General features: G+C 71.2%; 20 protein-coding genes. 8 read left to right on the plus strand and 12 right to left on the minus strand.

What is annotated here, in order from left to right:
- Positions 1 to 2 precede the first annotated feature (2 nt).
- Genes U874_RS0111250 through U874_RS0111260 form a run of 3 tightly spaced genes read left to right on the plus strand, consistent with a single transcriptional unit; the run spans position 3 to position 1,823 of the window.
- On the plus strand, positions 3 to 722 hold the full coding sequence (locus U874_RS0111250; protein WP_025134638.1) for an energy-coupling factor ABC transporter ATP-binding protein: 720 nt from the start codon (positions 3 to 5) through the stop codon (positions 720 to 722).
- Positions 719 to 1,354 (plus strand): energy-coupling factor transporter transmembrane protein EcfT, encoded by a 636-nt coding sequence (locus U874_RS0111255; protein ID WP_025134639.1) that lies wholly within the window; start codon positions 719 to 721, stop codon positions 1,352 to 1,354. Before U874_RS0111250 ends, U874_RS0111255 begins: the two co-directional genes overlap by 4 nt.
- Before the next feature lie 10 nt (positions 1,355 to 1,364).
- Entirely contained in the window at positions 1,365 to 1,823 is a 459-nt protein-coding gene (locus U874_RS0111260) for an SseB family protein (RefSeq protein ID WP_025134640.1), read from the plus strand.
- 71 nt (positions 1,824 to 1,894) lie between these two features.
- Here U874_RS0111260 and U874_RS0111265 read toward each other — a convergent pair whose 3' ends face one another.
- The 4 genes from U874_RS0111265 to U874_RS0111280 all read right to left on the minus strand — a co-directional run bounded on the left by U874_RS0111265 (position 1,895) and on the right by U874_RS0111280 (position 8,412).
- A complete protein-coding gene (locus tag U874_RS0111265; protein WP_025134641.1) occupies positions 1,895 to 2,476 on the minus strand; it encodes an HdeD family acid-resistance protein in 582 nt (193 codons plus the stop codon).
- 166 nt (positions 2,477 to 2,642) lie between these two features.
- On the minus strand, positions 2,643 to 4,046 hold the full coding sequence (locus U874_RS0111270; RefSeq protein ID WP_025134642.1) for a cytosine permease: 1,404 nt from the start codon (positions 4,044 to 4,046) through the stop codon (positions 2,643 to 2,645).
- A 320-nt stretch (positions 4,047 to 4,366) separates the two neighbouring features.
- Positions 4,367 to 6,373 carry a hydantoinase B/oxoprolinase family protein gene (locus U874_RS0111275; protein ID WP_025134643.1) on the minus strand — a complete coding sequence of 669 codons (2,007 nt, stop codon included), beginning with the start codon at positions 6,371 to 6,373 and terminating at the stop codon, positions 4,367 to 4,369.
- On the minus strand, positions 6,370 to 8,412 hold the full coding sequence (locus U874_RS0111280; RefSeq protein ID WP_025134644.1) for a hydantoinase/oxoprolinase family protein: 2,043 nt from the start codon (positions 8,410 to 8,412) through the stop codon (positions 6,370 to 6,372). Before U874_RS0111280 ends, U874_RS0111275 begins: the two co-directional genes overlap by 4 nt.
- Before the next feature lie 175 nt (positions 8,413 to 8,587).
- On the opposite strand from U874_RS0111280, the gene U874_RS0111285 reads away from it, so the two are divergent.
- The 3 genes from U874_RS0111285 to U874_RS0111295 are packed head-to-tail and all read left to right on the plus strand — an operon-like array spanning position 8,588 to position 10,610.
- Positions 8,588 to 9,817 carry a CdaR family transcriptional regulator gene (locus U874_RS0111285; RefSeq protein WP_025134645.1) on the plus strand — a complete coding sequence of 410 codons (1,230 nt, stop codon included), beginning with the start codon at positions 8,588 to 8,590 and terminating at the stop codon, positions 9,815 to 9,817.
- Between the two features lie 53 nt (positions 9,818 to 9,870).
- Positions 9,871 to 10,161 (plus strand): cupin domain-containing protein, encoded by a 291-nt coding sequence (locus U874_RS0111290; protein WP_025134646.1) that lies wholly within the window; start codon positions 9,871 to 9,873, stop codon positions 10,159 to 10,161.
- Entirely contained in the window at positions 10,158 to 10,610 is a 453-nt protein-coding gene (locus U874_RS0111295; protein ID WP_025134647.1) for a GNAT family N-acetyltransferase, read from the plus strand. Before U874_RS0111290 ends, U874_RS0111295 begins: the two co-directional genes overlap by 4 nt.
- A gap of 8 nt (positions 10,611 to 10,618) precedes the next feature.
- On the opposite strand, the gene U874_RS0111300 is transcribed toward U874_RS0111295, so the two are convergent.
- Positions 10,619 to 11,026 (minus strand): acyl-CoA thioesterase, encoded by a 408-nt coding sequence (locus tag U874_RS0111300; protein ID WP_025134648.1) that lies wholly within the window; start codon positions 11,024 to 11,026, stop codon positions 10,619 to 10,621.
- Positions 11,027 to 11,062: 36 nt separating this feature from the next.
- Here U874_RS0111300 and U874_RS0111305 point away from each other — a divergent pair, with 36 nt between their 5' ends.
- Positions 11,063 to 11,281 carry an SCO4848 family membrane protein gene (locus U874_RS0111305; protein ID WP_025134649.1) on the plus strand — a complete coding sequence of 73 codons (219 nt, stop codon included), beginning with the start codon at positions 11,063 to 11,065 and terminating at the stop codon, positions 11,279 to 11,281.
- Positions 11,282 to 11,323: 42 nt separating this feature from the next.
- Here U874_RS0111305 and U874_RS0111310 read toward each other — a convergent pair whose 3' ends face one another.
- A complete protein-coding gene (locus U874_RS0111310) occupies positions 11,324 to 11,512 on the minus strand; it encodes a hypothetical protein (RefSeq protein ID WP_157834254.1) in 189 nt (62 codons plus the stop codon).
- A 132-nt stretch (positions 11,513 to 11,644) separates the two neighbouring features.
- Here U874_RS0111310 and tagD point away from each other — a divergent pair, with 132 nt between their 5' ends.
- Positions 11,645 to 12,043 (plus strand): glycerol-3-phosphate cytidylyltransferase, encoded by a 399-nt coding sequence (gene tagD, locus U874_RS0111315; protein ID WP_025134651.1) that lies wholly within the window; start codon positions 11,645 to 11,647, stop codon positions 12,041 to 12,043.
- 86 nt (positions 12,044 to 12,129) lie between these two features.
- Here the strand turns inward: tagD and U874_RS0111320 are convergent, their stop codons facing one another.
- From U874_RS0111320 to kdpC, 6 genes are all read right to left on the minus strand, one after another.
- A complete protein-coding gene (locus U874_RS0111320; protein ID WP_025134652.1) occupies positions 12,130 to 12,909 on the minus strand; it encodes an amino acid ABC transporter ATP-binding protein in 780 nt (259 codons plus the stop codon).
- Entirely contained in the window at positions 12,906 to 13,904 is a 999-nt protein-coding gene (locus U874_RS0111325; protein ID WP_025134653.1) for an amino acid ABC transporter permease, read from the minus strand. The genes U874_RS0111320 and U874_RS0111325 overlap by 4 nt, the downstream gene beginning before the upstream one ends.
- A gap of 56 nt (positions 13,905 to 13,960) precedes the next feature.
- Positions 13,961 to 14,845 (minus strand): ABC transporter substrate-binding protein, encoded by an 885-nt coding sequence (locus U874_RS0111330; protein ID WP_025134654.1) that lies wholly within the window; start codon positions 14,843 to 14,845, stop codon positions 13,961 to 13,963.
- A 205-nt stretch (positions 14,846 to 15,050) separates the two neighbouring features.
- Positions 15,051 to 15,755: a response regulator transcription factor gene (locus tag U874_RS0111335; protein ID WP_025134655.1), complete on the minus strand. Its 705-nt coding sequence runs from the start codon at positions 15,753 to 15,755 to the stop codon at positions 15,051 to 15,053.
- Positions 15,752 to 18,247, minus strand: coding sequence for an ATP-binding protein (locus U874_RS0111340; protein ID WP_025134656.1), 2,496 nt, complete (start codon positions 18,245 to 18,247; stop codon positions 15,752 to 15,754). The genes U874_RS0111335 and U874_RS0111340 overlap by 4 nt, the downstream gene beginning before the upstream one ends.
- The gene (gene kdpC, locus U874_RS0111345) at positions 18,244 to 18,867 is read right to left on the minus strand and encodes a potassium-transporting ATPase subunit KdpC (protein WP_025134657.1); all 624 of its coding nucleotides are present in this window, start codon (positions 18,865 to 18,867) and stop codon (positions 18,244 to 18,246) included. Before kdpC ends, U874_RS0111340 begins: the two co-directional genes overlap by 4 nt.
- Positions 18,868 to 18,882: the final 15 nt, after the last annotated feature.

Consider the following 18,882-nt stretch of genomic DNA (forward strand, 5'->3'; position numbering starts at 1 on the left):
GAGTGATCGAGTTCCGCGCAGCCGCCGTCGTCGCCCCCACCCCCGACGGGGAGACGACGGTGCTGCACCCCACGACGCTCACGCTCACCGAGCGCCGGATCTCGATCATCGGCGCGAACGGTTCGGGGAAGTCGACGCTCGCCCGCCTCATCAACGGGCTCGTCGAGCCGAGCTCGGGCGCCGTGCGGCTCACCCCCGAGGGGGGTGGCGCGGCGCTCGACACCCGGGCGAACGGCGCCGCGGTGCGGCGCGCGGTCGGCTTCGTCTTCACGGACCCCGCGGCGCAGCTCATCATGCCGACCGTGCTGGAGGACGTGGCGCTCTCGCTGCGGCGCCGGATCCGCGCGAAGGCCGAGCGGAACGACGCCGCCCGCGCCGTGCTCGAACGCTTCGGCCTGGCGGCTCTTGCGGAGCGGAGCGTCCACACGCTCTCGGGCGGCCAGAAGCAGCTGCTCGCGATCGCGACCGTGCTCGCGACGGAGCCGGAGATCGTCGTGGCCGACGAGCCGACGACGCTGCTCGACCTGCGCAACGCGATCCGGATCGGTGATCTCCTCCTGGGGATCCCCCAGCAGCTCGTGGTGGTCACGCACGATCTCGAGCTCGCGGCTCGCGCCGACCGCACCCTCGTGATCGCAAACGGGCGCGTGGCGTTCGACGGCCCGCCGGCCGACGCGATCGCCCACTACCGCTCCTGGGCCGCCGCGGAGCCCGCGCCGTGAGCGGCGTGAATCCGCTCGGCGCCTACGTGCCGGGCGACGGGCCCCTGCACCGCCTGCGGCCCGGCGCCAAGCTGCTCGGGCTGCTCGCGTTCGCCACGATCGTCGTCTCCCTCCGCGGCGCGACGAGCACCGTGATCCTGCTCGGCGCGGCCGTGCTGCTCGCGGTGCTCGCGGGGCTCCGCGGGCGCGACTTCTGGCGCGTGGCCCGGGGCTTCGCCCTGATCGCGATCCCGCTGTTCGCGTTCCAGGCCTGGCAGCAGGGGTGGGAGCGCGGCGTCGAGGTTGTCGGGGACCTCTTCGCGCTGATCCTCGCCGCGAGCGCCGTGACCGCGAGCACGGCGATCGACGATCTGCTCGACACGCTCACCTGGGCGCTCGGGCCGCTCCGCCCGCTCGGCGTCGACCCCGAGCGGGTGGCGTTCGCGTTCTCGCTCGTGATCCGCGCGATTCCGAGCCTCCTCGAGCTCGCGGCGGAGACCCGGGCCGCCGCCCGCGCCCGCGGACTCGAGCGGAGCCCGCGAGCGCGCCTCGTGCCCTTCGTGATCCGCTCGGTGGCGCACGCCCAGCTCACGGGCGAGGCGCTCGTCGCGCGCGGCATCGGCGACGACGAGCCGGAGCCCCGCACCCCGTAGGCTGGAGGGCATGGCTGAGGCGGAGATTCCCGAGGACGTGCACGCGGACTACGCGAACGAGGAGGCGCGGGCCGCGCTGCAGGCGCTCCAGGCGACGCCCGACTACCCGCACCTCGCCGCGTTCCTCACGGCGCTCCGCGAGGGGTACCTCGTGGTCGATGTCTCGGGCACCCAGCGCTCGAAGCGCGGGCCGCGCCTGCGCACGATCCGCTCAACGACGGGGCAGCTCGTGCTCCCGCTGTTCACCTCGATGGACGAGCTGCGCGCGGTCGTCCCGGCCGGACGCCGCGAGGAACTCCGCGGGGCCGTGCTCCCGGCGCGCGAGGCGCTCGCGCTGATCTCTTCGGACCGCTTCGCCGCGGCCGAGTTCGACAAGGCCTCCGCGGCGCTCGTGGTGCTGCGGAAGTACGTCTCCCTCGCCGCGGGCGAGGAGCCGATCACGGCCGAGTCGCTCGCCGCGATGCGCTGATCCGGCCCCGAAACGAGCGACGGCCCGCTCCCTGATCGGGGAGCGGGCCGTCTGCGTCTTCGCGGAGTCGATCAGACCGACTTCACGCTGAACGCGCGAATCACCTGGACGACGCCCATGACGATCATCGAGATGCCGAGGAGCAGCCACAGGGTGACCGCGCCGAGCATCGGGGAGACCATGAGGGTGACGCCGGCGATCACGCTGATGATGCCGTAGACGATGGTCCAGACCTTGCTATCGCTCTTGCTCGCGACGGTGAAGGCCATGATGCCCTCGAAGAGCCACAGCACACCGATGGTGATCGACAGGAACAGCGCGAGCACGACTGCGGCGCTGCCGATGTTCATCATCATAATGATGCCGCCCGCGATGTAGAGCAGGCCGAGCAGGATGTGCCCGACGCGCGCCCAGCCGCCGAGCGTGCGGCTGAAGATCGACGAGCCGAGGTAGACGACGCCGACCACGAGGGCGTAGGCCGCCATGATGACGGCGAGCACCTGCATGGCGACCGCGCCGGACTTGGCGGGGTTGAAGATGATCAGCAGGCCGAGCACGAGGGCGATGAGGCCGCCGACGCCGAACGCGGTGCGCACACCGTCGGTGAAGCGGGCCTCCAGCGACGGCTCGGTCGCGGTGGTGTTCTCGGTCATGGGCACTCCTCACACTGGGCCACCACATTCCAAGAAGTGGCTATGTCTCATCTGTACCGCATCAGGGCAAAATTCACTAGGCCCCGCGCCGCAATGCCGCGACGCAATGCCGCGGCGGGCTCCGCTCGGGAATCCGCCGCGGCCCCGGCGTGCGCCGGGAGCGGGATCAGCCGCGCGCGTCCGCGACGCCGACCACCTCGATGAGGCCCGTACGGCTCGTCGGCCGCACCCGCCACAGCACGGCGTAGCTGACCGCTGCGGCGAGCGCGGTGAGGATCGGCCCCCAGGTCGCGCCCACCCCGGCCAGCGCGGGGTCGAGCCCGCCGAGCTGCAGCATCCCGAGCCCGATGAGCGTAGCGATCGTCCAGGAGGCGAGGCCGTTCGCGTTGATCGCACGGTAGTGCTGATCCCCGATCGCCGAGTGCTCCTGGTGGCCCCCGCGCGCCAGCAGCACGTGCGTGAGCGCGATGGCGACCCACGCGGTCACGAGCACGCCCTGCCAGGCGAGCGCGATGAGGATGTACTGCACGACGGGGAGCAGCATGAGCAGGTAGATGATCGCGGAGGAGAGCAGCACCCACACGAGGTTCGGCAGGGAGATGCGGAACACCTTCTCGCCGAAGGCCCGCAGATTGGCGGCCCCCAGGTAGTAGTTCGCGGTGTTGATCCGGGTCTGCGTGGCGATCACGACGAGGAGCCCGAAGCCGCCCATCATGCTCACGACGCCGCCCACGATGCCGGTCTCGGAGGCTTCGACGCCCGGGATCGTGACGGCGAGCACGATGCCCACCACGGCGGAGAACCCGAAGGCCACGAGGTAGAACGGGATCCCGAAGGTGAACGCTTGGTGGAACCGGGTGTCCCGGCGCTTGCCGAGCGCGGCATAGTCCATCGTGTACATCATGAGGATCCAGACCCCCATGTAGCCGGAGAAGGTGGCCAGCCACCCGGGGCCGCCCGCCGCGAGCGGCAGCTCGACCGAGAGGGGTGCCTCGGCCCCGCCGCCGAAGCCGTACTGCACGCCGGCCCAGATCACCGCGGCGATGAGCCCGAAGAAGTAGATGGGCAGCAGGATGCCGTTGATCTTGTCGAGGAAGCGGCGCACGCCGCCGATGATGAGCGGCGTGGTCGCGGCGACGACGACGAGGCTCCAGAACCACATCTCGCCACCGAAGGCCGTCATGAGCGCGTAGGCCACGAGCGAGCCCTCGAAGACGGCGTAGTAGATCGCGATCAGCGCGAAGATGACCATCGCGATGGCGGATCCGGCGTTGCCGAGGATGGTGCGCGAGAACGCGGCCACCGTGGTCCGGTTGTTGAGTGCGTAGCGCGCGAGCACCGCGTTGATGAGGCCGTAGACCACGATGGAGAGCGCGACGCCGATGAGCGCGTCGAGGACGCCGTAGGCCATCGCCATCGCGGCGCCGATGTAGACGAAGAAGAAGGCGCTCGCGACGCCGTACCAGGCCATCGCGAGGGAGCCCCGCGACATCTGGTCGGAGTCGTCGCCCTCGCGGGCGAGCGCGTCGGTCGCCTCCACGTCGGTGTTGGATCCAGTGAGATTGAGCATGGGAGTGGGTCCTCCTGAGTGAGCGCCGACCCCGCGCAGCGGCTCTGCTGCACGCGGGCACGGCTCAGTGACGCCGGGCGGGCGCCGCGGCGAGAGCGGCTCCTCGCGCGCCGCGCGACGCTGCGCGGGGCGGGAGCCGGGAGAGTGGAGCATCGTCGGCAGGGGCGCCGACGAGGGATCGATCCATGATGCGGAACTGCGGTGGTGCGGGAATTGCGGTGGTGCGGGGCGGCCGTGCGGATCGCGCGCGGCCGCGGGGCGGGGCGGGCCGAGTGGGCCCGACCCGTGGACCCGGGGCGCGGGCCCCGGGTCCACGCTGGCTAGCGGGCCCAGCCTGCGGCGGAGCGGCGCTGCATCTGCGCGCGGTGCTGGCGCGTCGTCTCGGCGAACAGCTCGCCCGTGCCCCAGTCGAGGATCACGCCGTAGCGGCGGATCACGTCGAGCAGGTCGAGCTCGCCCGCGCGGTAGCGCTCGGCCACCCCGGCAGGGTCGGCCTCGAGCCAGCCCGCGCGGTTCGCGCGGATCTCGGCGCGGAGCGCGGCGGTCGCCTCGTGGTCGATCGCGTAGCGGTCCAGCTCGGGATCGATCGGCTCGATCACCACGCCGTAGTCCGCTGCGGCGCGGCCGACGGACACGTACTCGTCGATCACGTCCTCGAGCACCTCCTCGGGCGTGCGCTCCAGGGGATCGCCGAAGCCGCCGCCGCCCGCCGAGGGGCGGTAGAAGGTGTCGCCGGGCTGCACGGGCACCGAGGAGAAGATCGAGCCGAGGAAGCGCTCGTTCTCGGTGTCGCGGTTGAGCCACACGCCGTGCGGAATCGAGGGCAGCCCGCCCTCGATGCCCCACGTGATGGAGCGCGCGCGGTCGCAGCAGTAGCTCATCACCGAGGCGTCGGCGTCGGTGAGCGTGCCGCCCTTCTCCACGCCGCAGCCGCCGCGGAACCGGCCGGGGCCGCCCGAGTCGGTGCCGATCTGGTGCATCGTGGTGAGCACGGGGGTAAGGCGCTCCTGGCCCTCGCAGGCCTGCACGGCGAGGCCAACGCCGAAGACGGGCGCCGTGGCGCTCGAGCCGTCCTTCGAGGAGCGGCCGCCCCAGCCGCCGGCCATCCAGTCGTACCACATGAAGTACGGGTTCTCCTCGCTCCGGGCGTCGCGGCCGCCGACGAGGAGGTACTCGAGGTTGAACGCGCACGCCATGGCCCGCTCGGGCATGATCTGCGACCAGATCTCGAAGATCCCGTTCATGAGCTTCTCGTACGGGCCCGAGCAGAAGCCGGTCACGGCGTACGGCCAGCCGGCGTTCACCACCGTGCCCTCCGGCCCGATGTCGGCCGTCACGGCCGCGTAGAACCCGGAGTTCAGCGGCACATCGGGGAAGAACGTCTTCGTGCCGGCGTAGATCGCCGAGAAGGTCGTGCCGTAGCCCGAGTTGAGGAACGTGTCGACGACGTCGGCGCTGCCCTCGAGGTCGTAGTGGATCCCCTCGCCGTCGAGCGTCATCACGATCTTGATGGGCACGAGCCCCTCCGACTTCCCCGGATCCAGATCGAGGTAGTCCACCGTCTCCCAGCGGCCCTGCGGCAGCTCCGCGAGGCGCCGGCGCACGGTGCGCTCGACGTAGTCCTGCGTCTCCTGCATCGCGAGCTCGACCGTGCCCGTGCCGTAGCGATCGACGAGGCGCAGCACCTCGCGCTCGCACACGGCGGTCGCCTCGGACTGGGCGTGCAGATCGCCGAGCGCCTGCTCCGGGGCGCGGGTGTTGGCCACGAGCAGCTGGGCGACGTCGTGGAGGAACGTGCCCCGCGACCAGACGCGGATGGGTGTGATCCGGAGCCCCTCCCCGAAGTGCTCCGAGGCGGAGACGTCGAAGGAGCCGGGCACCTTGCCGCCGATGTCGGCCCAGTGGCCCTTGTTCTGCGCGAAGGCGATGATGCGCCCCTCGGAGAAGATGGGCCGCACGAACGACACGTCGTTGAAGTGCGTGCCGCCGCGGTAGGGGTCGTTGATCGCGAACACGTCGCCGGGATGGATGTCCTCGCCGAACTGCTCGATCACGGCTTTCGCCTGGAAGTGGAGCGTGCCGACGTGGACGGCGATGTCGCCCGAGCCCTGCATCACGGTGTTGCCGTGCGCGTCGCAGAGCGCCGAGGAGAAGTCGCGCGAGTAGATCACGAACGAGTAGCAGGTGCGCAGGATCTGCTCGCTCATCAGGTCGACGCTCGTCGCGAAGGCGTTCTTCAGCACCTCGAAGGTGACGGGGTCGAGGGCGGAGTCGCGCCGTGCGGCCGCGGGGGCCGGCGCGGCGAGGGTACCGGTCGGGGTGTTCATCGGGTGACCTCCTCGAGGTGGATGCGGATGTTCAGCCACTCGTCGATCTCGGCGCGCGTGTGCGGCGGCACGACCGTGGTGGAGTCCAGCTGGGTGATGATGGCGGGGCCCGCGAAGGCCGTGCCCGCGGGGAGTGCGTCGCGCGCGTAGACGGGGGTGTCGAGCCAGCCGTCTCCGCCGAAGTAGACGGGGCGGCGCTCGGCGGGGGCGCCGGGCGCCTGCGGCACCGGCTCCGCGGGGCGGAACGAGGGCTTCGGGATCTTCCCGACCGCGCCGAGGTGCAGCTGGTAGACCTCGACGGGAGCGTCATCCTGCCGGAACGCGAACTCGCGCTCGTACTGCTCGTGGAACGTGCGCACCGCCTGCACGAGCGCGCCCGGGCCCGAGCCCATGGGCACCTGCAGCGAACGCCACTGGCCCTGGTAGCGCATCGAGATCTTGCGCTGGAGGATCGCGTTCTCCTCCGCGACGCCCTCGTGGCGCAGCCGGGCCGAGGCCTCGGTCTCGAGCTCGACGAAGGCCTGCTCGATCCCCTCCTCGTCGGCGCCGGAGGCGAGGCCCGTGTACATCTGCGCGAAGTCGTGCTGGATGTCGACGAGCAGGCAGCCCATCGCCGAGGTGACGCCGGGGCTCGGCGGCACGACGACGGTCGGGATCCCGAGCTCGCGGGCGACGTCCGCGCCGTGGAGCGCGCCCGCCCCGCCGAAAGCGAGGAGCGCGAAGTCGCGGGGGTCGTAGCCGCGGCGGATCGACACGAGGCGCACGGCGTCGGCCATGTTGGCGTTGGCCACCGAGACGATCGCCTGCGCGGCCTCCTCGAGCCCCATGCCGAGCGGCTCGGCGATCACGCGCCGGATCGCCTCCTCCGAGAGGGAGCGATCGAGCTGCTTCACGCCGCCGGCGAGCGAGATGCCGAGCCGGCCGAGCACCACGTTCGCGTCGGTGTTCGTCGGCTGCTCGCCGCCCGTGTCGTAGCACGCGGGCCCGGGATCCGCGCCGGCCGACTGGGGGCCGTTGCGCAGCGAGCCCGCGATGTCAATGTGGGCGAGAGATCCGCCGCCCGCGCCGATCGTGAGCACCTCGATCGAGGGAAAGATGATCGGGTGGCCGTACTCGACCTGCCACTCCTGCGAGACGCGGAGCTCGCCGTCGGCGACGAGCGCGATGTCGGTCGAGGTGCCGCCCATGTCGAGGCTCACCGCGTTCTCGTAGCCGCACTGCTGCGCGATGTGCTTCGCGGAGATGGCGCCCGCCGCGATCCCGGAGGCCGCGAGGCGCACGGGGAACTTCTCGACGAGGCGCGGCGTCATGGATCCGCCGCCCGAGTGGAGCAGCAGGAGGTCGCCGCGGTAGCCGCCGTCGCGCAGCCTGGTCGCGAGGCGGTTCACGTAGCCCGAGACGAGCGGTGCGAGCACGGCGTTCGCGACGGCCGTGTTGAAGCGCGGGTACTCGAAGATCTCGGGGAGCACCTCGGCCGAGGTCGAGACGGTCGCGTCCGGGATGACCTCCTCGAGGATCTCGCGCATGCGGGTCTCGTGGGCGGGGTTCGCGTACGAGTTCAGGAAGCACACCGCGATCGTCTTCACCCCGCGGCGGCGCAGCAGCTCGGCGAGCTGCCGGGCCTCCTGCTCGTCGAGCGGCGTGACGGTGTGGCCGGAGTAGTCGATCCGCTCGGTCACCTCGAAGCGATCGCGGCGACGGATGTAGGGCTCGGAGACGTCGTTGTACGCGTCCCAGAGGTCGTCCTTCGTGCCGTCGCGGATCTCGAGCACGTCGCGGAAGCCGCGAGTGGTCACGAGCGCGGCCGCCGGGAAGTTGCGGGTGATGAGCGCGTTGGTGGCGACGGTCGTGCCGTGGGAGAAGAGCGAGACCTCGGTGAGGTCGATCTCCCCGCGCTCGACGCCGTTCATCACCGCGACCATCGGATCGCTCGGCGTCGACGGGACCTTCGTCACGCGCATCTGCTGGGTGTCATCGTCGAAGATGCAGACGTCGGTGAACGTCCCTCCGACGTCGACCGCGACACGGACACTGCTCATGGGCTTCCTCCTGAAGTTCGTCATTGAGTTCCGGATGCATCCAACCTTCGTGCCCGTCCCGGTCGGGGTCACTGGAGAATTCGAAGCTTTGACGATTCTGGACTGTAGAATCTCCAAAAATCCCGGAAATGCGGGATCGAAAACCTCCCGTTCATACAATCCACGAAGGTGTGGCATGGCAAATCCGATGCTGGATCCCGCCGCGACGCAGGCGGAGCTCGCGCGCGTGCAGGTGACGCTCGAGCTCACGAATACGCTCCTCTCCGCCGTCTCCTCGACCGATCCCGTGCACGCGCTCACCGCGCGCATCGCGACGCTCTGCCGCGGCACGGCTGTCATCTACGACTTCGAGGGCTCGATCGTGGCGAGCACGGGCGAGGCGCCCACGCAGCTCATCTGGAACGAGGTCGCCGCCACGCACCAGCGCGAGCTCGGCATCCGCATCGGCCGCTGGCACGTGCGCACCCGCCGTGTCTCCCTGCGCGACGGCGTGCACGTCATCGCGATCGCGAGCCGCGGCCCCGAGACGATCGAGGAGATCGGCGATCAGCTGCTCGACACCTCCGAGCGGCTGCTCGGCGCGGTCCACGGAATCCAGTACGGCGCGACGCAGCGGGATCGGCGCGACAACGAGCAGCTGATCGCCGCCCTCCACGACGGCGTCGTCCCCGCGCGGGAGCACCGCTTCTGGAGCCGGCTCACGCAGTTCCGCTTCCCGGCCTACGCCCCCGTGCGCGCGCTCGAGCTCGCGCCGCTCGACGGCGCCTCCGCCACGGAGGCCCAGCTCACGCACTTGATCGGGCGTGCCCGCTCCGAGGACGTCCCGCTCCTCGTCATGCTGCGTCGCGCCGACATGGACTCCCCCGCGACGATCGCCGCCCTCGTGCCCGACTCACCCGCGGCCGAGACCTGGATTGCGGCGGCCTCCCGCCAGTTCCTCCTCGGCGCCTCGGGTCCCTTCGCGGCGCTCTCGCGCGTCTCGGAGTGCGTGCGCGAGGCCGAGACGGCGCTCGGGATCGCACGGCAGTGGGCCGCCGCGGCCCCCGCGCCCGAAGCACTCGGCGCCGTGCTCATCGACCGCATCGACCTCGCCACCTGGCTGCTCTCGCACGTCGATCAGCGCCAGCTCGAGGACCGCATCGCCCGCACGCTCGCGCCGCTCGCCTCCGCCCAGCTCCACGAGACCCTCGTCGCCTACTTCGCCGCGGAGCAGAACATCAGCCGCACCGCCGAGGCGCTCTTCGTGCACCCGAACACGATCCGCTACCGGCTCGCGCGCATCGAGGAGGCGATCGGCCAGCCCATCACCTCCGCGTTCGCGGCGTCGAACCTCATCCTCGCGCTCTACCCCGCGCTCATCGGCCGCTGGTCGGAGCTGCGGGAGCCCGCCGATCCCCTAGGCTGAGGCTACGCATCGGCGATGCCCGGGATCCCGGGCTCCACGCATCAAGGAGGATCATGAGCACAGGCGCGCACGGCGACATCCAGCTGGAGAACGAGCACTTCCGGGTGACGAAGTGGACGATCTCCCCGGGCGGCGTCATTCCGATGCACCGCCACGACTTCGAGTACGTCGTCATTCCGCTCGTCACCGACACGATGCACGTGACGAACGCCGACGGCACCGAGATCATCGCCGAGCTCACGGCCGGGCAGAGCTACACCCGCCCCGCCGGCTCGGAGCACCAGGTCGAGAACCGCGGCGACGCGGCGGACGTGGTGTTCGTCGAGGTGGAGAAGCTCGCGTGAGCGCCGTGACCGTTCGCCCCGTCGCGGCGGACGACCGCGAGGCCTGGGCGACCCTCTACCGCGGCTACCGCGACTTCTACGGCAAGCCGCACGACCCCGCGGTGTACGAGACCGTGTGGGGCTGGCTGCAGGATCCCGCGCACGAGACGCGCGGCCTCATCGCCGAGCGCGCCGGGGTGCCCGTCGGCATCGGCCACTTCCGCCGCTTCGCGCGGCCCATCGACGGCTCGCACGGCATCTACCTCGACGACCTGTTCACCTCGGAGGAGGCGCGCGGTTCCGGCGCGGGCAGCGCCATCCTGCACCGCCTCGCGGAGATCGCGCGCGACGAGGGCGCGGCGCTCGTCCGGTGGATCACGGCGGAGAGCAACGCCACCGCGCGCAGTCTCTACGACCGCGTGGCCGCGCAGACCCCCTGGGTCACGTACGACCTCGCGCCGGCGGAGTAGGGCAGCGCTCAGTCGGCGGCGGCCCGCACCCGCTCCAGGCCGGGGGTCGCCTCCGACTGGCCGTGCACGATCGCGCGGCCCTCGCGATCGACCGCGACGAACACGATCTCGTCGAGCGTGAGGATGGCCTCGTCGGTGACGGCGTTCGTCACGCGGCAGCGCAGCGTGATCGACGTGCGCCCGAACTTCACGACCGCGTACTCGAGCTCGAGCAGGTCGCCCCGATCGGCGCGCGAGATGAAGTCGATCGCCGAGACGTGCCGGGTCACCACATCGATCGTGCCGAGCTGCGTGATCGCCATGATCGCCGCTTCCTCGTCGACCCACTGCAGGAGGCGTCCGCCGAACAGGGCGCCGTGCTGGTTGAGATCCTCGGGCTTGACCCACTTGCGCACGATGTGCCGGTAGTCGCTCATGGCGCCAGCCTACGCGCCGGACCGTAGACTTGGGGCATGCTGACCCTCGCCGGAATCCTGCTGCTCGTGAACGCCGTGTACAACATCGTGGTGTGGCCGCGGTTCTGGACCCGGGTGGCGAAGGATCCCCGCGCCCGCGACGAGCAGGGGCGCCCCACGCGCTTCCTCACGGTGCACGCGGTGCTGATCGGGATCGCGCTGCTCATCGCCGCGGCCTCCGCCGTGGCCGGCGTCATCGCGCTCGTCCAGGCGTAGGCCGGGCCGCGCGGGCGCCCCGTTCGAGGCGCCCGCGCGGGGCTACGCCTCCTCGGCGTCCGCCTCGTCCGTCTCGTCCGCTTCGTCCTCCGCGGAGGCCGGGTGGCCCGAGCTCAGGTGCGTCGCGGGTCCGAGGTGCGATGCGCCGCCCTCGCCGACCCACCCGTCTCCGGGCGTGCGCGCGGGATCGGAGTCGTGATCCGGAACTCTCTGGTCTGGGTGCTCTGACATCATGCCCTCCATCTCCGTCGATGCGCGGCGCCGCCGCGCGGAACCTCCCCTCCAGCTTACGCCCGCGACCGCCGAAGGGCACCAGGGAACCCCGGCGGCGGTATTCAGACGGCCAGTGCGTAGACTGGAGGGATGAAGCGGATCCTGACCTACGGAACGTTCGACCTCCTGCACTGGGGGCACATCCGGCTGCTGCGCCGTGCGCGCGCACTCGGGGACTACCTCGTCGTCGCCGCCTCCACGGAGGAGTTCAACGCCGGCAAGGGCAAGCAGACGTACCACGACTTCGACACGCGGAAGAACATGCTCGAGGCCGTGCGGTACGTCGACCTCGTGATCCCGGAGGATGCCTGGGATCAGAAGATCAGCGACGTACAGAAGTACGAGATCGACGCCGTCGTGATGGGCGGCGACTGGGAGGGCGACCCGCGCTTCGAGGTGCTGCGCGACTACTGCGAGGTCATCTACCTCGACCGCACCGAGGGCGTCTCGACCACGAAGATCAAGCGGGACCTCGGCGTCAACGCCTGACCCTCCCGCGAGCGCACGATGGCCCCGGCTCCCCCGAAGGGAGGCCGGGGCCATCGTGCGCTCACGGGGCGCGGCAGCGCTCCGCGCTACAGCACCTTCGAGAGGAACGCCTTCGTGCGCTCGCGCTGCGGGTTCGACAGCACCTCGACGGGATCGCCCGACTCGACGACGACGCCGCCGTCCATGAAGACGAGCTTGTCGGCGACCTCGCGCGCGAACCCCATCTCGTGGGTCACGACGATCATCGTCATGCCGCTCTCGGCGAGCGTCTTCATGACGTCGAGCACTTCGCCCACGAGCTCGGGATCAAGCGCCGAGGTCGGCTCGTCGAACAGCATGAGCTTCGGCTCCATCGCGAGCGCCCGGGCGATCGCGACGCGCTGCTGCTGGCCGCCCGAGAGGTGCGCCGGGTAGTAGTCGTGCCGCTCGGCGAGGCCCACGCGGGCGAGGAGCTCCATGGCCCGAGCCTTGAGCGCCGCCTTGTTGCCCTTCTTGAGGAGCGTGGGCGCGAGCATGACGTTCTCGAGGGCGGTCATATGCGGGAAGAGGTTGAAGCGCTGGAACACCATGCCGATGTCCCGGCGCTGCCGCGCCGCCTCGCGCGCGTGCATCTCGTAGAGCTTCTCGCCCTGCTGGCGGTAGCCCACGATCTCGCCGTCGACGAAGAGCCGGCCGGCGTTCACGGTCTCGAGGTGGTTGATGCAGCGGAGGAAGGTCGATTTGCCGGATCCCGAGGGGCCGACGAGGCAGAGCACCTCGCCGCGCTGCACCTCGAGCGAGATCGACTTCAGCACGAGGTTCGAGCCGTAGGCCTTCGAGACCCCTTCCGCACGCACCATGGGCGTGGTCGTCGCGTTCGCGTTCATCGCTCTTGCTCCCCTGGTCGCTGCTGCGTCGGTGTCACGTCGTCGAGTTCCTCGCCGATGACGCCGACGACCCCGGTCTCGATGCTCGGCTTCATGACGTCGGGGCGCTGGGCGACCCCGCGGGCGAAGTGCCGCTCGAGGTAGTACTGGCCCACCATCAGGATCGAGGTGACCGCGAGGTACCAGATCGACGCGACGATCAGCATGGGCACGGGCTTGTACGTGACGGCCGCGATGTCCTTCTGCTTCATGAAGAGCTCGAGCGTGAACGGCACCGCGTTCACGAGCGAGGTGGTCTTGAGCATCGAGATGACCTCGTTGCCCGTGGGCGGGATGATGACGCGCATCGCCTGCGGGAGGATCACCCGCGTCATCGTGTGCCACCAGCCGAGGCCGAGGGCGACGGCCGCCTCGTCCTGCCCCTTCTCGACGGAGAGGAGGCCGGCGCGCACGATCTCGGCCATGTAAGCGGCCTCGTTGAGCGCGAGACCGACGATCGCGAGCGTGAACGCCGTCATGATCGTCTTCGTGTCGAACTCGAAGAACGGCTCCGTGAACGGGATCCCGATGCCGAGCTTCGGGTAGATCACCGCGAACAGCCCCCAGAAGGTGAGCTGCACGTAGACCGGGGTGCCGCGGAAGATCCACAGGTACACCCAGGCGATGGCCTTCACCACGGGGTTCGGGGAGAGCCGCATGACGGCGAGGATGATGCCCAGCACGATGGCGATGACCATCGAGTAGACGGTGAGCTGCAGGGTGTACCCCGCGGCGGCGACGATGCGCGTATCGAACAGGTACTTGCCGACCTCGGGCCAGTCGAAGGCCTCGCGGCTCGCAGTGTCGATGACGAACAGGACGGCGAGGATGACGAGCACGACCGCGAACACGATGCGTCCGGGGTGCTTGAGCTTGATCGCCTCGATGGGTTCGGACTCGAAGAAGGGCTGGGGCTTCGGGGTAGTCCCCGAAGCCCCGCCCATGTTCTCAGACATGACGGTGGGTTCCTACTTCGCTGTGGGTTCGGATGCGGCGGACGCTGGGATCCGGATCAGGATCCGGCGTTGATCGTCGCCTTGGCGATCGCGCCGTCCTCGACGCCCGCCTTCGTCAGGATCTCGAGGTACGTGCCGTCGTCCATGAGGGACTGCAGCGCGGCCTGCACGGCCTTCGTGAGATCGGTGTCCTTCGGGAGGGCGTAGCCGTACGGGGCCACGTCGAAGGTCTCGCCAGCGGCCTCGATCTTCTCGCTCTGCGCGGCGATCGCGTCGAGCGTCACCGGGGAGTCGGCGCTGAAGGCCTCGGCCTGCCCGAGCACAACGGCGTTGGTCGCCTCGGCCTGGCCCTCGAACGGCATGATCTCGATCTTCGGCTTGCCGGCGGCCTCGCACTCGGCCGACTTCGCGGGGAGCTCATCGGTGTGCTCGAAGGTGCCCGCCTGCACCGCAACCTTCAGGCCGCAGGCGTTGTTCGGGTCGACGTCGGCGCCGATGGGCGCGGCCCAGAGGACGCCGGCCTCGTAGAAGTTCACGAAGTCGACCGTCTTCTGGCGCTCGGCGTTGTCGGTGAACGAGGACGAGCCCATGTTCATCTTGCCGCCCTGGATGCTCGGGATGATCGTGTCGAAGCCGGCCTCCTCCCAGACGGGCTCGAGCCCGAGCCGAGCGGACACGGCGCCTGCGAGGTCGACGCCCCAGCCGACGATCTCGCCCGAGGAGTTCTTGTACTCGTTGGGCGGGTAGGAGGCGTCGGTGCCGAGGATCAGCTTGCCCGACTCCTTGATGTCTGCGGGGACGAGCGCCGCTGCGGCCTCATCGACCGTGATCTTCGAGGTGTCGGTGGACTCGTGCTGCGGTCCCTCCTCGTTGGTCACACAGCCCGTGAGGGTCAGCAGGGCGGCGGCGGCGAGCGCGGGAAGCGCGTATCGAATCTTCATTGATCCCTCCAATGGGAAACCGGACAGAGCCTCAGTGCGTCATGTCGATCCGAGTGTACTGCGCTCCGGTCTCAGCATGACTACAGAGTCTCTACCCGGCTCCAGAGAGCGTCTGGAGCCCGGTGCGGAAGTCCCCGTCTTCCCGCGAATCCGCGGGAGTTTCCGCAGCTCGGAGCCCGGATAACGTTCTGGTGACGCGGCCCGGCTAGCGCGCGTCGAGCTCGAGCCGGTAGCCCATTCCGGGCTCGGTGATGAGGAAGCGCGGCGCGCTCGCGTCGCGCTCGAGCTTCTTCCGCAGCTGCGAGATGTAGAGCCGCAGGTACCCCGTGTCCGTGACGTGCTCGCTCCCCCAGATGTGCGTGAGGAGCGTCTGCCGGGTCACGAGCCTGCCGGGGTTCCTGGCGAGCAGCTCGATCACCTGCCACTCGGTCGGCGTGAGACGGATCTGGCGCCGCCCGCCACCCGAGGCGTCGACAACGCTGCGGGCGGCGAGATCGATCGTGATGTCGCCGAGGACGACCACGAGCTCGGGGGCGTCGGGGGCCTCCGCGCGGGGCACGCGCCGCGTGAGCGCGCGCACCCGCGCGAGGAGCTCCTCGACGGAGAAGGGCTTCGTGAGGTAGTCGTCGGCGCCCGCGTCGAGCGCGCCGACCTTGTCGGCCGTGCCCGCCCGCCCCGACACCACGAGGATGGGCGCGCGCGACCACCCGCGCACGGCGTGGATCACCTCGACGCCGTCGAGGTGCGGCATGCCGAGATCGAGGATCAGCAGCTCGGGGTGCTCGGCGATCGCGATGCGGATCGCGCTCGCCCCGTCGACCGCCGTCAGGATCTCGTAGCCCTGGGCGGTGAGGGTGATGCGCAGGGCGCGCAGCAACTGCGGATCGTCGTCCGCGATGAGGATCTTCACGCCAGCCCCCGCTCCTGCCCGGCGGTCGCCGCGAGCGAGACGACCATGGTGAGGCCCCCGCCCGGGGTGTCCTCCGGCTCCAGTGTGCCACCCATCGCCTCGACGAAGCCCTTCGAGAGCGCGAGGCCGAGACCGAGCCCCGTGCTGTTGTCCGTGTCACCGAGCCGCTGGAACGGCACGAACACCTCGCCGCGCCGGGCCGCAGGGATCCCGGGGCCGTGATCGATCACCCGCACCTCGACGCGGTCGGCGAAGGTGCTCGTCGCGATCCGCACGGCGCTGCTGGCCGGTGAGAAGCGCGTGGCGTTCGCGAGGAGGTTCACGAGCACGCGCTGAAGCAGCACGGGATCCGCGACCGCCTGCCGCTCCCCGTGCTCGAGGGCGAGCTCCACCTCGGCGGGCCCGAGGCCAAGCTCGTCGAGCGCGGGGCCGACCACGTCCGCGGGATCGACCGGACCCGTCTCGATCGTGAGGGCGTCCGCCTGCAAGCGGCTCACGTCGAGGAGATCCGTGACGAGCGCCGTGAGCGCACCGAGGCTCTCCTCCGCGGTCTCGAGCAGGGCGCGCCGGTCCTCGACCGAGAGCGCGGCGCCCGCGGCGCGCAGGCCACCCACGGCCGTCGTCGCCGCGGCGAGCGGGCGGCGGAGGTCGTGGCTGAGCGCCGAGAGCAGGGCGCCGCGCACGCGGTCCGATGCGGCGATCGGCGCGATCTCGCTCGCCGTCTCCGCGAGGTGCTGGTGCTCGAGCGCCGCCGCGAGCTGGGCCGTGATGACCGCGAGCAGGCGCTGCTCGGAGGCGGGCAGATCGGGGCCAGCGAGGAGCAGCTCGCCGCGCTCGCCGACCGGGAGCCGCGAGGTGACGCGCGCCTCGGCGTCACCGGAGGCCGCGACGACCTCCCCGTCCTCGACGAGCCGCACCCCGCGCAGCGCGAAGGCCTCGCGCGCGTGCTCGACGAGCGCCTCGACCGCGCTGTCGCCGCGCAGCACACTCCCCGCGACGGTCTGGATCAGCTCGGACTCGGCCGCCGCGCGCTGCGCCGTGCGCGCGGTGCGCGCGGCCCGGTCGACGACGAAGCTCACGAGCGCAGCGATCGTCGTGTACAGCAGCAGCGCGACGACGTGCAGCGGATCCGTGATGGTCACGGTGTAGAGCGGCGCGATGAACAGGAAGTCGAGCGTGATGCCCGAGAGCACCGCGGCGAAGAGCGCTGGCCACAGTCCGCCGACGAGGGCGACCACCACGACGAGCAGCTGGTAGCTCAGCACGTCGCCCGTGATCGACTCGGGGCTGCGCAGCGCCACGAGCAGCCAGGTGAGGAGCGGCCCGGCGACGAGGGCGAGCAGGAAGCCCGCCATCCGCCGCCGCAGCGTCAGCCCGCCGCCGAGCCGCGGGAGCGCGCGCGTGCGCCCGGCCGCGGCGTGGTTCACGATGTGCACGTCGATGTCGCCAGACTCGCGGATGACGGTCGCCCCGATCCCCGGCCCCGTGAGCGCCGTCGCGATGCGGCCGCGCCGGCTCGCGCCGAGCACGAGCTGCGTGGCGTTCTGCGAGCGGGCGAACTCGACGAGCGCGGTCGGCACGTCCGCGCCGAGCACCTGGTGGTAGGTGCCGCCGAGCTGCTCGGCGAGCGCGCGCTGCTCCGCGAGCGCGGCGGGGTTGCCGCTCCGGAGCCCGTCCGGGCTCGTGGCATGCACGGCGACGAGGGCGCCACCCGACGCGCGCGCGGCGATCCGCGCCCCCCGGCGCAGCAGCGTCTCGCCCTCCGGCCCGCCCGTCAGGGCGACCACCACGCGCTCGCGCGCCTCCCAGGTGCGGTCGATGCCGTGCGCGCTGCGGTAGTTCGTGAGGGCCTGATCGACCTCGTCCGCGAGCCACAGGAGCGCGAGCTCGCGGAGCGCGGTCAGGTTGCCCAGTCGGAAGTAGTTCGAGAGGGCCGCGTCGATCCGCTCGGCCGGGTAGACGACGCCGCCGGCGAGGCGGTCGCGGAGCGCCTGCGGCGCGAGGTCGATCACCTCGATCTGATCGGCGGCCCGGAGGAAGCGATCCGGCACCGTCTCCCGCTGGGGCACTCCCGTGATCTGCTCGACCACGTCGTTCAGGGAGGCAATGTGCTGGATGTTGAGCGTCGAGAGCACGTCGATCCCCGCGGCGAGCAGCTCCTCGACGTCCTGCCACCGCTTCTCGTTGCGGGAGCCCGGCGCGTTCGTGTGGGCGAGCTCGTCGACGAGGGCGATCTGCGGGCGGCGGGCGAGCACCGCGTCGAGATCCATCTCCTCGAGCGCGACCCCGCGGTGGGCGACGGTGCGGCGCGGCAGCGCCGGAAGCCCCGCCGTCATCGCCGCGGTGGCGGCGCGACCGTGGGTCTCCACGATCCCGATCACCACGTCCGCGCCCGTGCCGAGGAGCCGTCGCCCCTCCTCGAGCATCGCGTAGGTCTTGCCCACACCGGGGGCGGCCCCGAGCAGCACCCGCAGTCGCCCCCGTGTCGTCATGCCGCGGCCTCCCGTTCGTCCAGCTCCAGATTAATCCGCAGCACGTTGACGCGCGGGGACCCGAGGAAGCCGAGATCCGGCGTCTCCGTGCACTCCGCGACGAGCGCGCGCACCTGGGCGACCGGGATGCCCCGCGCCGCGGCCACGCGCTCCGCCTGCAGCGCGGCGTACGCCGGGCTGATGTGCGGGTCGAGGCCCGAGCTCGACGCCGTGACCGCGTCGGCCGGAATCGCCGCGGCCGGCACCCCGTCGCGCGCCGCGATCGCCGCCCGGCGATCGGCGATCGCCTCGACGAGCTCGGGGTTCTCCGGACCGAGGTTGCTCGCTCCCGACGCGGCTCCGTCGTAGCCCTCGCCCGCAGCGGAGGGGCGCGGCTGGAAGTACTGCGGCAGCGGCTCGCCCGCCGCGTCGACGAAGCGCTGGCCAAGCAGCGCGGAGCCGACGGTCGCCGCGCCGCCCGGCCCGGCGACGAGCGAGCCGTTCGCCTGCGCGGGCAGCAGCAGCTGCCCGAGACCCGTGACGAGGGCGGTGTAGCCGACGCCGAGCGCGAGCGTGCACACGAGGAGGGTGCGCGCCGCGACCCAGAGCGTCTGTCCGGTTGCCCGGGATCGTGCGTTCATGATGCGTTCTTTCTC

The sequence above is a fragment of the Leucobacter sp. PH1c genome, from assembly GCF_000633415.1.
Taxonomy (GTDB): Bacteria; Actinomycetota; Actinomycetes; order Actinomycetales; family Microbacteriaceae; genus Leucobacter.

Coding starts and splice junctions, on each gene's coding strand:
- U874_RS0111260 (WP_025134640.1), top strand. CDS start 1,365: ATGGCTGAGGCGGAGATTCCCGAGGACGTGCACGCGGACTACGCGAAC.
- U874_RS0111265 (WP_025134641.1), bottom strand. CDS start 2,476: ATGACCGAGAACACCACCGCGACCGAGCCGTCGCTGGAGGCCCGCTTC.
- U874_RS0111270 (WP_025134642.1), bottom strand. CDS start 4,046: ATGCTCAATCTCACTGGATCCAACACCGACGTGGAGGCGACCGACGCG.
- U874_RS0111275 (WP_025134643.1), bottom strand. CDS start 6,373: ATGAACACCCCGACCGGTACCCTCGCCGCGCCGGCCCCCGCGGCCGCA.
- U874_RS0111280 (WP_025134644.1), bottom strand. CDS start 8,412: ATGAGCAGTGTCCGTGTCGCGGTCGACGTCGGAGGGACGTTCACCGAC.
- U874_RS0111285 (WP_025134645.1), top strand. CDS start 8,588: ATGGCAAATCCGATGCTGGATCCCGCCGCGACGCAGGCGGAGCTCGCG.
- U874_RS0111290 (WP_025134646.1), top strand. CDS start 9,871: ATGAGCACAGGCGCGCACGGCGACATCCAGCTGGAGAACGAGCACTTC.
- U874_RS0111300 (WP_025134648.1), bottom strand. CDS start 11,026: ATGAGCGACTACCGGCACATCGTGCGCAAGTGGGTCAAGCCCGAGGAT.
- U874_RS0111305 (WP_025134649.1), top strand. CDS start 11,063: ATGCTGACCCTCGCCGGAATCCTGCTGCTCGTGAACGCCGTGTACAAC.
- U874_RS0111310 (WP_157834254.1), bottom strand. CDS start 11,512: ATGTCAGAGCACCCAGACCAGAGAGTTCCGGATCACGACTCCGATCCC.
- tagD (WP_025134651.1), top strand. CDS start 11,645: ATGAAGCGGATCCTGACCTACGGAACGTTCGACCTCCTGCACTGGGGG.
- U874_RS0111320 (WP_025134652.1), bottom strand. CDS start 12,909: ATGAACGCGAACGCGACGACCACGCCCATGGTGCGTGCGGAAGGGGTC.
- U874_RS0111325 (WP_025134653.1), bottom strand. CDS start 13,904: ATGTCTGAGAACATGGGCGGGGCTTCGGGGACTACCCCGAAGCCCCAG.
- U874_RS0111330 (WP_025134654.1), bottom strand. CDS start 14,845: ATGAAGATTCGATACGCGCTTCCCGCGCTCGCCGCCGCCGCCCTGCTG.
- U874_RS0111340 (WP_025134656.1), bottom strand. CDS start 18,247: ATGACGACACGGGGGCGACTGCGGGTGCTGCTCGGGGCCGCCCCCGGT.
- kdpC (WP_025134657.1), bottom strand. CDS start 18,867: ATGAACGCACGATCCCGGGCAACCGGACAGACGCTCTGGGTCGCGGCG.